At 46.2% G+C, this 14,131-nt stretch carries 9 protein-coding genes; 1 reads left to right on the top strand and 8 read right to left on the bottom strand.

The genetic code is table 11. The annotated features are described in order from the left end of the window. Positions 1-31: 31 nt before the first annotated feature. From cysI to FHS17_RS17925, 3 genes are all read right to left on the bottom strand, one after another. Positions 32-1,762, bottom strand: a complete 1,731-nt coding sequence (gene cysI / locus FHS17_RS17935) for an assimilatory sulfite reductase (NADPH) hemoprotein subunit (RefSeq protein ID WP_167279797.1) — start codon at positions 1,760-1,762, stop codon at positions 32-34. Positions 1,763-1,835: 73 nt separating this feature from the next. Beyond that, a complete protein-coding gene (locus FHS17_RS17930) occupies positions 1,836-3,674 on the bottom strand; it encodes an assimilatory sulfite reductase (NADPH) flavoprotein subunit (protein WP_167279796.1) in 1,839 nt (612 codons plus the stop codon). Positions 3,675-3,974: 300 nt separating this feature from the next. Then, positions 3,975-4,964, bottom strand: coding sequence for a cell wall hydrolase (locus FHS17_RS17925; protein ID WP_167279795.1), 990 nt, complete (start codon positions 4,962-4,964; stop codon positions 3,975-3,977). Positions 4,965-5,298: 334 nt separating this feature from the next. Here FHS17_RS17925 and FHS17_RS17920 point away from each other — a divergent pair, with 334 nt between their 5' ends. Then, positions 5,299-5,952 (top strand): transcriptional regulator, encoded by a 654-nt coding sequence (locus FHS17_RS17920; protein ID WP_208420444.1) that lies wholly within the window; start codon positions 5,299-5,301, stop codon positions 5,950-5,952. Positions 5,953-6,220: 268 nt separating this feature from the next. On the opposite strand, the gene FHS17_RS17915 is transcribed toward FHS17_RS17920, so the two are convergent. The 5 genes from FHS17_RS17915 to FHS17_RS17895 form a co-directional block, all read right to left on the bottom strand. Next, the gene (locus FHS17_RS17915) at positions 6,221-8,269 is read right to left on the bottom strand and encodes a GxGYxYP domain-containing protein (protein ID WP_167279794.1); all 2,049 of its coding nucleotides are present in this window, start codon (positions 8,267-8,269) and stop codon (positions 6,221-6,223) included. A 255-nt stretch (positions 8,270-8,524) separates the two neighbouring features. After that, positions 8,525-10,267 (bottom strand): glycoside hydrolase family 2 protein, encoded by a 1,743-nt coding sequence (locus FHS17_RS17910; RefSeq protein ID WP_167279793.1) that lies wholly within the window; start codon positions 10,265-10,267, stop codon positions 8,525-8,527. A 24-nt stretch (positions 10,268-10,291) separates the two neighbouring features. Beyond that, positions 10,292-11,191 (bottom strand): carbohydrate ABC transporter permease, encoded by a 900-nt coding sequence (locus FHS17_RS17905; protein WP_167279792.1) that lies wholly within the window; start codon positions 11,189-11,191, stop codon positions 10,292-10,294. A gap of 19 nt (positions 11,192-11,210) precedes the next feature. Beyond that, positions 11,211-12,125, bottom strand: a complete 915-nt coding sequence (locus tag FHS17_RS17900) for an ABC transporter permease (RefSeq protein ID WP_167279791.1) — start codon at positions 12,123-12,125, stop codon at positions 11,211-11,213. A gap of 91 nt (positions 12,126-12,216) precedes the next feature. Further along, positions 12,217-13,962 carry an extracellular solute-binding protein gene (locus tag FHS17_RS17895; protein ID WP_167279790.1) on the bottom strand — a complete coding sequence of 582 codons (1,746 nt, stop codon included), beginning with the start codon at positions 13,960-13,962 and terminating at the stop codon, positions 12,217-12,219. Between the last annotated feature and the right edge of the window lie 169 nt (positions 13,963-14,131).

Raw genomic sequence — 14,131 nt, 5'->3', positions numbered from 1 at the left:
GTACAGAGATCAACTCTGTACCGCTCATCTATTATTCGTGGAAGTTCGTGCCGTCGGTAACTGCCTTCACATAACCTGCACGGATGACAAAGTCGCCAAAGTGCTCGCCATTGTTGCGTTCAGCTGCATAACGGTGAATGATCGGAGTAAGAGTATCCATAATTTCGTCTTCGCCGATATTCTCTTTGTACATCTTGCTTAGGCGGTCGCCTGAGAAACCGGCACCCATGTACATGTTGTACTTGCCTGGCGATTTACCGATGAACGAAATCTCGCCAAGTGCTGGACGCGCGCAGCCGTTCGGACAGCCCGTCATACGAATATTAATTTCTTTGTCCCGGAGACCTGCTTCCGCAAGAACTGGCTCCAGTCTGTCAATTAGGGAAGGCAGGTAGCGTTCAGCCTCAGCCATTGCCAAACCGCAAGTTGGAAGTGCTACGCAAGACAAGGCGCTGCGACGAAGAGCCGAATATTGAGTGCCTTCTGCAATACCGTATTCTTTCAGCAAGGCAACGATTTTTGTTTTCTTCTGGGCAGTTACGTTAGCAATAACCAAGTTCTGGTTAGCCGTCAGACGGAAATCACCAGTATGGATCTTCGCGATTTCACGAAGTGCTGTTCTTAGCTTGTTGTCTTCTGTATCAACAACACGGCCGGCTTGAACGTACAGGTTCAAATTCCACTTGCCGTCTTTGCCTTTAATCCAGCCATAACGGTCGCCCGTATGCTCAAAATGGAACTCACGAGCAGGAGCAAGCTCCCAGCCCAAACGATCTTGCAGCTCGTCAATGAACCAAGGCATACCATGACGGTCGATTGTATATTTAAAACGAGCGTATTTACGCACCGAACGGTTACCATAATCGCGTTGGATCGTTACAACTTTCTCAGCCAGATCCAATACTTGATCTGGAGTAACGAAGCCAATCACTTTAGCAAGCTGCGGGTAAGTCGCTGTATCGCCATGAGTCATGCCCATGCCGCCGCCAACACTTACGTTAAAGCCGGCAAGTTTGCCGTCTTCACCAACGATTGCAATAAAGCCAAGATCCTGCGAATACACGTCAACATCATTGGATGGAGGTACAGCAATACCAATCTTGAACTTACGCGGCAGGTAGACTGGACCATAAATGGGCTCTACTTCTACGCCTTCTTGCTCCGTGCTGTCGACTACCTTCTCGCCATCCAGCCAAATTTCATGGTAGGCAGGTGTCTTAGGCGCCAGATGCGACGTCAACTGCTGCGACCAGTAGAATACTTCGCTATGAAGCTCCGATTGATAAGGGTTAGGATTACACATCACGTTACGGCTAACGTCACCACAAGCTGCAAGTGTTGTCAGCATAGCTTGGTGGATTTCTTGAATCGTATGTTTCAGATTCCACTTCAATACACCATGCAGCTGGAAAGCTTGACGCGTAGTCAACTTAAGGCTGCCCGTCCCGTATTTATCCGCCAGGCTGTCCATAACAAGCCATTGCTCTGGAGTTGCTACACCACCTGGAGTTACAACACGAAGCATGAATTGGAAATAAGGCTCCAGCTTTTGCTTTTCGCGCTCGTTACGATAGTCACGGTCGTCTTGCATATAGCTGCCATGGAATTTCAACAAACGGTTATCCAGCTCGGGCAAACCGCCCGTAATACGGTTCGACAGGGATTCTGTCAACGAACCGCGCAAATAGTTACTTTCCAATTTCAGATGTTCCACGTCGCTCGGCGGTCCGCCGATAGGCTCGACTTTATGGTTCTTTGCCATTGCTGTTGTTCGCTCCTTTACCCATATAATGGGTCGATACTCTCTATTATCGCTATGCGCTATTGCTCAAGCGTTAGTATACGTCTCGTTGGTAACGTCCTTGCTCTTGCAGCTGGGACAGATAAGCTGCCGCTTCTTCCGGAGATTTACCGCCATATTGGCCGATAATCGTAAGGAGTGCGGATTGCACGTCATGCGCCATATGCTTCTCGTCACCGCATACATACACATGTGCGCCATTTTCCAGCCATTTGTACAGCTCTTCACCGTTTTGAAGCATCCGGTGTTGTACGTAAACCTTCTCGTCCGAATCACGGGAGAACGCTACATCCAGCTTCGACAGCACGCCGTCTTTCAGCATACGCTGCCAGTCCGTTTGATACAGGAAGTCAGTAACGAAATGACGGTCACCATAGAACAGCCATGTTTGACCTGCTGCTCCGGATTCCTCACGCTCTTCCATAAATGCACGGAACGGTGCAACACCTGTACCTGGACCTACCATGATAACTGGTGTATCCGAGTTAACAGGAGGCTTGAAGTTCGGATTCTGCTGGATAAAGATCGGAAGCTTGTCGCCAGGCTGCAGACGCTCAGAAGTGTATACCGAACAAACGCCTTTACGATCACGGCCATGTGCTTCGTATTCCACTTTCCGGATTGTCAGATGAACTTCCTCCGGATGAGCGTTGACGCTGCTTGCAATGGAATACAGGCGAGGCGGCAGCTTGCGAAGCAAGTTAGCAAGATCCCCTGCTTGAATCGTCCAAGGCGCATAGTCACGAAGCAGATCAAGCAGATCCCGTCCATTTGTATAGGCTTTCAGATCTTCTTTATTTTCTGGTTTAACCAAGTCTGCCAGCTTGCTGTTACCCGAGAAGGCAACCGCTTTTTCAAGCAGAGGTTTCGTTAATACCGTAATTTCATAATGATGAAGAAGCGCTTCACGGAGCGTGGAAGTTTCGCCTGCTTTGCCCGTTACAACCTTCTCATCCGAGTTCCACCCAAGGAATGAAATAATTTCTTCTACTAAAGAAGGATCATTCTGTGGATATACACCAACCGCATCGCCAGGCTCATAAGAAAGACCGGAGCCTTCCAGCGACAGCTCAAGATGGCGAGTCTCGCGATCCGAGCCTCTGCCGTTCAGGTTCAGTGTCTCTAGAACCTCAGCCATAAACGGATTAGCACGTGTATATTCTGATTCTACTGCTGCTGCCTGTGAAACAACTGCTGCTCCTTGAGGAGCTGCCGATGCTGCAGAAGCTGTGCTTACTGCGCCGTTAACCGAAGCAATCCAAGCAGCGGCTGCATCTTCGAAGTCAACATCACAATCAACACGATCAACGATACGCTCAGCACCAAGCTCAGCAAGTCTGGTGTCAAAGTCTGCACCTGTTTTACAGAAGAATTCATACGATGTGTCGCCAAGCGCCAGAACAGAGAACTTCGCTCCTTCTAACTTAGGTGCACGTTTGCTATTCAAGAACTCATAGAATGTCAGCGCGTTATCCGGCGGATCTCCTTCGCCATGTGTACTAGCCACAATAAACAGATAACTAACTTCTTTTAATTTGTTTGTTTTAAATTTGTTCATTGCCGACAGCGTTACCTCGAACCCTTGGCCTTTCAGCTTATCAGCCAAGCGTCCCGCCAGTCTTTGTGAATTGCCTGTTTGCGATCCGAACAAAATTGTTGCTTCCTTCGGACCTTCAGGAATGGCTGCTGCTGCAGGAGCTTCAGCAGTTACGATTGGCGCTTCTGCCGTTGCTGCTGCTACATTGCCTGCAGCATAAAAACTTAAATATCCGCTTAACCAATTTTTCTGAGCTTCCGTTAAAGTTGGGAGCAGCTTGTTAATTAATTCCGCCTGCTCGCTTGTAAACGGACTGTTCGTCACAAGAAGTTGCAACTCTATCCACCTCACATCAATCTATAAAATCCGACTTCGGTACTGTGTTTTATACTATCTTTATACTAACGCAGGCTCACGTCAGGTTCAATGTATAAGTCGAAAATTGTCTATAAGTTATTTTGTAAAATTAATCATTTTTATTTATAAAGCTGTGTACAGGAATTCAATCGGCTTATTCTTTGCCTAATTATGGTTATACGATGCATGTTCCCCTCATCCGAGGCTAAGTCGGCTGATCATAAATGAACGCCACGCGAAAAACCCGCTAAACACATTGTTGTGTCTAGCGGGTTTTTATTATTTTGCGAAGCTATGACTGCCAATCGTCACGACAACATCCAGGCTGGACCAGAATGCCCCTTTTGTAACACGTGGATTAAAGAAATAAACAGCGTCTTCAATATTGTTTTTCCCATTCAGTGCATCTTTAGCTGCCCGAAGGGCGCTTGCAGTTGGCTTTGTTTGATCTAGTAGTCCATTATGAGCTGGTGGAAACTGCTTTCCGGAATAAATTACATCATGTATCGATTTCGGGAATTTCGGGTCCTTCACACGATTCAGAATGACATTGGCAATCGCCAGCTGTCCTTCATAAGAAGTTTTGCCTGCCTCCACCACTGAAATCCTGGCGAGCAGCGTCAAATCCGATTGGGAGTAGGCCGCAGCCGGATTATCAAGAAACGATGGGATGATAACTTTAAGCTTTACTCCTGGCTTAACTTTATCCTTACTGCCCAGTCCGTTGCGCTTCAGTAGCGTCGATGCGCCGATGCCGTATTCATCGCTGATCTCAGCCAATCCGTACTCTTCCGTTACAGCCGCACGCTCCACTTCAGTAAGTTCAGCCGTGTTGGAATCGTTGTTCCAGGACATATCGGTATGGAGCACTTCAGCCAGCTGACGGAGTGGCACATACAGTCTGCCATCCTCAATGAATGGAACCGCATCCATCCGATAACGGATGTCATTGAAATAAACGACCGGCACGCCATTTCCGAAAACAACTTCATCATTTAATTCCGTATCTAAAGTTAATTCTTCATTTTCATTGTCCCAGCTTACGTTTGCACCAAGCATTGAAGCTATACTTGCTGCAGGCACATACATTCTGTTCTTCTGAACGATAACCGAATCGGACAACTTCACTTTCTTGTCATTCACCTTAACCGATGCGTTTGCTTCTGCCGCATATGCTGCTCCAGAAGAGACAACGGACACCGTTCCGATACTGAGCAATATGAGCGCCAATCCTATTATGCACTTCATAAGCTTACTATGTATGATCATATATACCTCCCTATAATTTATGTAGGTATAAAGCCCGATACGTTCATGCTTTTGGGTAATTGTACCACAGAGAAATATAAAGTTTGGATTAACATTTTCACAGAAATGAAGATAATCGCTATAAATTCTTTCATTTTTCTCATAAAAGAGCAGATTGTTTCTCATTTATTATCGATTTATACTGAACATATATTGTTTGGTCGTGAAGAACACGCCGTTTTGACAACCGTCCCCCATGAGGTGGGATGATGTCAAAACGGCGTTTTTTTATGGTAACGGCACGAACAACGATACGAATGAGATTCTAATTTTTTAAAGGATGTGTTGAGCAATTATGAAATTCGACCAAGCTTATGAAGAATGGATGCAATCCATGATTCAACAAGAAGTGAATCACCGAAGACGAGAATTACTCGAGAAAGGGCTTGGCCATGGCACAGTCGAATTTCTCCGTTCGGTCTGGTTCCCGGCCGTCCGTAACTTTAATCATTTATATCCAGAGTGGGAGGTTCGCGATTTCAATAACGGATACCGCTATCTTGATCTGGCGTATATGCCCGGCGGGGAGATGAAAGGTGGAATTGAAATTCAAGGCTACGGACCTCACGCAAGAGATTTGGATGTGAGGCGCTTCAAAGATCTGTGTTGGCGGCACTGCCTATTAACGCTTGATGACTGGATCTTTTTGCCGATTGCTTATTTATCCATCACTGATGAACCAAAGCGCTGTCAGCAGCTCGTGCTTTCCTTTATCGGAAAGTTTATTGCAACCGATGTGCCAGAGTCATTAGGCTGGCTTGAGGCGGAAACTATTCGCTATGCAACGCGTCTGCTGCGTCCTTTCATGCCGTCGGAGCTCGCTTTTCATCTGCGGATTTCCGACCAGCATGCACGCCGAATTCTGCTCAGCTTGGTTGAACACCAACTTCTTATCGTAGCCAGCGGCAAGCAGCGTTACCGCACATTTGCTCTGCCCGTACAATTCTAATCAACTAATGAAACTCTAACGAATCTACAACACGCTATTTGCTCGAAATGGAGGGTTCGGAAATTGTAACGAATCCTGGTATCGCTATTTCCCTTAAAAGCGCATCATTTTGCCTTCAACCAGACTAATAGCGTTACTAGGATTCGTTAGATTCTTCAAGTAGCTGTTTTTCGAGGAATAAGCATCTGACGATTCGTTAGCGAGGAAAAGGATGACCCTCAATAAACAAAGACCCCCAGACATCCGGAGGTCTTCTTTCTAATAAAGACTATTTCTTAGGCAAGCCATTAGCTTCTCTAATAAGCGAGAAGTATTGATCTGCCAATACCACTTGATACGAAGAATCAAGTCCAGCTGTGATGTTAGCCAAATCTGTAGGCGTCATGCCCCATGCGAGAATACCAAGGGATACGAAGAGCGGCGATTTGCCATCCCATTTCGCTTTTGCATCAGCAAGAGCTTTTTTCGCATCATTTACTGAGCCTACACCTAGAATGTTGGAAGTCGGCAGACCGTCAACAATATCTACTTTAGTGAAGTTATCCCAGCCGATGAAGATGCCTTTCGCATCATACTCATCGCGGTAAGCTGCATTGTTCGCTTTGCTGAGCGGCAGGTTTTCACCGTTCAAGCGGTTAAGCACATATGGAATTTCCATTCCAGTCTTCTTCATGTAATCTTTAGTGTTTTTCAGGAATTCCGTGAGCGATTTCTCCGGCCATGCAGCCGGGTAGAAGTAACCTGCTCCGGAAGGTCCGGCAATAATCTGATCATTCGCTGTTGCTGTGCCGTAGAAGTAGTTCAGCATAGCTGGAGCGGCGTCGTAGAGCAGCGGGCTGGATGTCCAGTTGATTGGCACCTGGCCGCGTTTCGGGTCATCCCACAGGATCCGCAGCTTATGCTCGTTATATTGAAGGTTATCGCCTTCGCTGAATGTATACGTTACATAAATTTTGTTGTCCAGTTTCACCGGCGCTGGAGCTTTAGGCTTCACAAAATTTGGTTTCGTTCCGGAGAACACGGTCAAGTTGCTGAACCAGTCCGCCGCAAGAACGTACACACCATGATTCGAAGCAACCTCTACCCCGCTGAATTCACCTTGGAAGTCATTGCTGAACCATCCAAGATACGGTGTACCAGGCTTCACATCGGACAAAATTTTCTCAAACAGCTCTTTTTCGGCCGGATCATTCGAATCCAGCCAGAATACCATTGCTTTGTTTGCTACGGCATAATCGCGCAGGTAACCATAAGGCTCCTTCGTCTGAGAAGAGAACGGCTGGTCATTAGTCGCACTCACCTTGTACTCATTCCACATCTCAGCAGACATTGTAAGCTCCTTCGTGTCTGCAGGTGGAGTGAACTTATACGTGAAATAGTTGCCGCCATCAGCAAAACGGTGGCCGCCGCTTCCCGACGATACTTGGGAGCCTTGCGGGTCGTACAGGTAAGGCTTCTCATCAGCAGTACCTGGCAGGAAATGAGCGATCGTTTCTCCGTCAGCCTTCACCGTAATTTCATGAACCGCTGCACCCCAGCCGTCCTGAGTGAACGCATCTCCGAATTTCACATACACATCAGGCTTCGCTACAAATTGAGACAGGTCCATATCATACACTTGACGGTTTTTCGCATCGCGTTCTTCCGTCTTCTCCTGTGCTACAACCTTGTATGTATCAGGCTGATTCGCAGGTGGACGTGAAGACACTTCAGGGCTGAGGCCTACGAGCATCCGGTGAGTTGTTTCTTTCCACAAATTCTCATACTGCCATGTATAAGCGTCTACCCGGTCCTTAAACTTCCCTTGAAGATCCTCGATCACCTTAAAGCTATACGGTGCAGCTTGCAGCTTTACAGCCAGCTCAGGGCTTACAGCTACGCCGTCACGAAGACCAGCCAAAGTTGTTGCCACGTTCACAGAATCCGGTACATTAGGGTCATAAATGATAATGCCTTTAACTTCATTTTTGTACTGCTTCAAAATATCATAATAATCATCACGCACTTTATAATCGACGTTCAGATCATTCAACCATTTGAACTTACCCTCTTCCTTGTTTTCCAGAAGGTAGATTCGAGTTTCTTTCCGGTTCACGATGCCCTGCAAAGTGGAGAACAACAGCTTCACATCTCCTGGTGCATCATAAATGTCCGCTACCTCTAGCTGTTTGCCTTGCTTGAATGATGGAAGCGCTTGATTATTTGGCCATGAAATGGCGGATCCTTGCGCCGCCGGCTGCGGCTGTGCATAAGATCCCGCCGAGAAAGACAGCGTACTGACAACAACTAAACTGATTGCCGTTAATTTTCGAATCATGTTCCCACACCTCTTATTATGAATTAGTGATGATGCATGCCGTTCGAAACGCTGACTCCCCACCTCCCAATTGTTCAGCATAGAGTCTGTAACTCACAAGTCATATTATATATATTATATATGTCATTTCAATCACTTCGACAAAAATTCCCAAATAAATAGTTCTTACTTAAGCCCTCCAGGTCTTTAGTTGCATACCGTGATCCAAGCAGAAAACAAGAAAAAGGCCTCCTAAGAGGCCTTTTTACATAATGTTTAATCTTCAATTGCAGCTTTTCTCGCATTAATGCTGCGAATGACTTTAGGATCAAATTTCGGGCAGCGGTCGTACGTATACAACCCATTCACTTCCTGCTCCACATCATAAAGCTGCGTATAACAGAACCCAAACATCATTGGATGATCAAGTAAAGCATCCGTCAATCCCGCATACCGCGTAAGGAAATCATCTTCGGATTTCGGCCTGTCGCCGTAACCCCAAGACTTTTCATCCTTCTGATCCGGATTCCACCAAATACCGCCATACTCACTGATAAAGTAAGGCTGCCCTTCGTATTTCTGACGGTTCGGGAATGTATTAAATACTTCGCCGCCGGCCTTCATCGGTTCATATCTAGCCTTGAACGTCTCCGGATTCTGATCATAGTCATGTATGTCAAATATATCCGTTATGACATGGAAATTACCGCTTGTATCGATGACAGGACGTGTCGGATCCATCCGCTTTGTCACCTCATAAACGATCCGCAGCACATCATTGTTTTGCTTCGCACCATCCCGGTCCCATGTTTCATTAAACGGACACCAGCCGATAAGTGCAGGATGATTGAAGTCCCGCTCCATCCCTTCCAGCCATTCCGGCAGGAACCGGGCTAAGCCCTCAGCTGTCGTAATATCAAGGCCCCAGTTCGCATGCTCACCCCACACCAAATAGCCCAGCTTATCCGCCCAATACAGGAAACGAGGTTCGAACATTTTCTCATGGAGCCTAGCGCCATTAAAGCCAAGTCCCATCGATATTTCGATATCTTTTCGCAGATCATTATCAGATGGGGCGGTATAGACGCCATCTGGATAAAAGCCTTGATCCAGCACAAGGCGCTGGAACACAGATTTACCGTTAATCCGAACGGCCATACCATCGAGCTCGATAGTACGAAGCCCAAAGTAAGACTGGACCGTATCATTCACTTGTCCTTGCTTCGCCAAGCTGATCTCCAGATCATATAACTGTGGATGACCAGGCTCCCACAAGTGAATCTCAGACAAAGGAAGTGTCAGCCTGGCCGTTGCTCCAGATACCACGCTGGCCACAGTACCAACCGCTCTTCCTTCGTATAAAGCTGTTGCCGTTAGCGTTGCTCCAGCGCCTTCTCCTCCGATCTGCACTTCCAGATGCGCACAATCGTTTTCCGGATCTGTAACCACCTTCATTCCTGCCAAATAAGACTGAGGCACCTGCTCAAGCCAAACGGTCTGCCATATTCCTGTCGTACGTGTATAATCACAGCCATGCGAATAGAATCTTTCACTTTGCTTTCCGCGAGGCTGCAGCCCGGAACGAACATCATCTTCTGCACAAACGGTAATCACATTACTTCCAGCTGTAACTGCTGCTGTGATATCAAAGTGGAAAGAAGAATACCCTCCACGATGTGTGCCAACTGATACTCCGTTAACCCACACTTCCGTTTCATAATCGACAGCACCAAAGTGCAGCAGAATTTTGCCTTTCATCCAGCTGTCTGGTACAGTGATTTCTCTTCGATACCAGACAGCTGGCATGAAGTCCTTATATTCCACTCCGGAGAGCTTGCTTTCTGGGCAAAAGGGAACCGTTATCTTATCAGACAACACATGTGTGGATTGCTGATACCCGCGTTCTTTACCACTTTTGCCATGATCGATTTCGAATTGCCATTCCCCATTCAAGTTGATCCAATTAGGCCGAACCCACTGAGGACGCGGGTATTCCGGACGCGGAAATTCAAGTTTCATAAGTTAGTAAGCTCCTTTGCTATCTTAGCCTTTAATCGAACCAACATAGACACCTTTTACAAAATATTTCTGAAGGAATGGATACACCATCAAAATTGGCAGTGTTGAGAACACAATTGTGCAATACTTCACTAATTCACGGAATGCCGTCGCACTTGAAGCACTGTCGATGATAACTCCGCCAGCGCTGCCCTGTGAGGTTGCCGTAGAGTCGTTCGCTACCAGAATCTCCTTCAACAGCAGCTGCAGCGGGAATTGATCCCGATCTTTAAGCAGAACCATGGCATTAAACCAGGAATTCCAGTTGCCAACCAAATAGTATAAGAAGATAACGGCCAAGGTAGCTTTAGACAATGGAATAATCACATTGATTAACAGCTTAATCTGGCTTGCACCATCAATAATTGCCGCTTCCTCAAGCTCCGTAGGAATGGATTGAAAGCCCGTCCGGAGCACAATCATATTCCATGTACTAAGCGCTGTTGGCAGAATCATAGCCCATAAATTATTGTACAGACCGATATCTTTCATCAATAAGAACCAGGGAATTAATCCCCCGCCAAAAAACATCGTAATCGTAATGATGATCATAATATATTTCTTGAAATATAAATCCCGTCTCGATAAAACAAACGCGCCCATAATCGTCATAATCATATTGACGAGCGTGCCAAGCCCTACATACAGGATTGTATTCTTGTATCCCACTAATAGACTGTTATCTTTGAAAATCAGCTTATAGCCGTCAATCGTAAACCCAAGTGGATTTAACAATATCCCTTTGTGTGCAACCAGCCTCGCCGGATCACTGACAGAAGCAAATAGGATATGGACGATTGGATACAGACAACACAAGGTTAAGAGAGCAAGTAATAAATAAATGATAATATCAAATACTCTGCTGCCAACGGAATAATATTTCATCGTACATGTATCCCCCTTCCTACCATAAGCTCACGTCAGATTTGCGGCTTGCTATCTTGTTCGTCACCCATAGAAGAGCAAAGTTAACTAGGGAACTTACTAAACCAACAGCCGTGGAGTAGCTTAAGCTCGCTTCTCGTAAGCCTCTGCGATAGACATAGGATGCTATAACATCCGCCTTGTCATAGGTTAACGGGTTATAGAGGAGAATGATCTTCTCATAACTCGAAGCCATTATGCCGCCTACTGCAAAGATAAATAGGATAACGATAACCGGACTGATCTGAGGGAGCGTAATATGCCACATTTTCCCCAGTCTCCCAATGCCGTCAATATCCGCTGCCTCATACAAGGTAGAGTCGATCGAGCTCATCGCAGCCAAATAAATAATGCTGGACCAGCCAATGGTCTGCCAAATATCCGAGAAGGTATAAATCGGCCTGAAGAAGGAGGAATAGCCAAGCAGAGACGTATAGTCCTTGCCCGTAATCAACTGCAGCAGTTGAGTTACGACCCCTTCGTCTTCTGTGAAAATATGAATCATCCCGCACACAACAACAAGTGAGATAAAATGCGGCATATACGTGATTGTCTGAACCAGCTTCTTAAACTTGCCGTCACGCACTTCATTTAACATCAAGGCGAGTATGATTGGAGCAGTAAACCCAAACGCAAGGCCCCAAACATTGAGGAGCAGCGTATTCTTCACGACTCTCCAGAAATATGGCCCTTCAAAGAAATCAATAAAATGCTTCAGCCCGACCCAATCGCTGTTTGCAAATCCAAGTAACGGCTTAAAGTCCTTAAAGGCAATCAAGAGCCCCCACATAGGTCCGTAACAAAAAATAGCAAACCATGCAATGACCGGCACGGCCAGCATATAGGCAAACCAGTTTTTTCTAACATCCTTCTTAATAATGAGACTTGTCTTCATGCACCCACCACCTTATTTCCAGGTATGGGCAAAGCCATTCGCGAAAATCCGCGAACAGCCCTGCCCATTCACCACCTGAATTATCCATTAGTTATCTTTGGTTATAACGATCAAGCGCTGCCTGATGGATGCTCAGGAACTCATCCAGACCCATATTTTTCGCTTCGCTCAAGAATTTATCGTAAGCGCTGACCGGAAGCTGGCCCGAAATAATTTTGGCAAAATACTCACCACGTAATGTGGACAGCTGATTACCAAGCTCAGCTTCACGGGATGCCTCATCTTGTGTAAATGTAATTGGCGGCATAGCTACGCTTGTGTCCATATTTTCCGTCCAGTACTTACGAATATCGCCCGAATAGCTGCCCTCTGCAACGATAAGCGGGTTAGAGTTATGCTCATCGCGGATATCAGGCCAGGAATGCATACGGTATTTCACAAGAGTAGTCGCAACTGGTTGACCGTCTGGATCTTTGTAGATGTTGCTCTCTGGTTGGAAGTAAGGCTTGCCGCTGTCATCAACCAAATGGGTCTTGCCGTACTCGCCGTAGTTCAGGATCTCCCAGCCTTTTTTGCTGTAAGCAAAATCAAGCCATGCCATTGCAGCTTCTACATCATCTGCTTGTGTTGTAATCGCAGCTGATCTGCCGGTTCTCTTGAAGTTCTTATAAGTGGTGGCTGCTTTATCGCCAGCGTTCAGCACGGGGTTCAAAGCACCTACGAAATCAATATTGTTTTGCTGCTTCCAGTAGCTCCACATCGTATCCGGGGAGTCCATCATAACAGCTGTTTTATTCGAAATGGCACTTGCCATACGTTGGTTAAAGTCAGCAGTAGCCCAGTCACGGTTGAGCAGTCCTTCTTTATTCCATTGCTGCATAGTTGTCAGGTAATCTTTCGCTTTAGGCTGAGCTGGACCCCATTGCACTTTGCCGTCCGCATCCATAAACGTCCAATCCCAAACGCCAAATGCACCGTTAATAATGCCAGTAAAGACTTGGCCGTAGGTAGAACCGTAGTTAAGCGGCTCGCTGTAACCCACTTCCTTCGCTTTCGTCAGGAAAGCATGCCACTCATCCATCGTAGTTGGAATTTCCAAACCTGTCTTCTCGAGCGCTTCCTTCTTAATCAGCATGCCGAACCACATCCACTCGGAATATGGAGCAATGCCGTAAAAGCCTAGCAGCTTACCGCTGTCAGTTACCGTTGTTTTTCTTCTTGTCTCATCGGAGTTACGCCATTCCGAATAGTTAGGTGCGTTCTTCTCCATCAAATCGGTCAAATCAAGGTAAGCACCATCTTTGAGGCCCGCTTCCATTCCACCTGGGTAACGTTCTGGCTCAATAATAATGTCAGGCAGCTCACCGGAGGAGATCATAAGGGTAAAGGCGTCTGCTTCCTGCCCTACAGGCGGCGTAATGAAGTTCACTTTAATGCCAGTCAATTTCTCAACTTGCTTCTGCACAACCTGATTATTCATATCCGGGATATTCGAATCAGCCGGCAGCCATACGTCCAGCGTAACGTCCTTTTTAAAAGGATAAGCCTCATAATGGCTTGGAATCTTCTCATCGTAAAGGTCACCCAGGTACGTATCATTCATCGTGTTGTTTACTTCATCCATTTGCTCCTGAGTAGGAGTTTTATTTCCACGAATCGTTTGACTAATGTCGGAGAAGGCTGCCGTTTCGGTTGTAGTCCCATTATCCGAACTCTCTGTAGCAGCCGGCTCGGATGACTCCTTCGGATCATTATTATTGCTGCATGCAGCTAGAACAGAAACTGACATTGCGGACACCAGTAACAGGTTAAGCAAACGGTTTTTCATTTTACCCATTTTAATCCCCCTGCTTTCGCTTTTTAATAGGAGTGCCAATTAAAATTGTCAACGTTTTCATATTTAAATATTAGAACTAATAAAACTTAGAAATAGCAGACCTTCGCTTAAATCAAGGACTTTAGACCGATTCCAATTCACAAGAAAAGTACTTAGTTACAAAATTAAT

Origin of the sequence: Paenibacillus lupini (assembly GCF_011761355.1) — a bacterium.
Classification (GTDB): Bacteria; Bacillota; Bacilli; order Paenibacillales; family Paenibacillaceae; genus Pristimantibacillus; species Pristimantibacillus lupini.
Note: the sequence above shows the minus strand (reverse complement) of the source record. Positions and strands in the feature narration are given on the sequence as shown.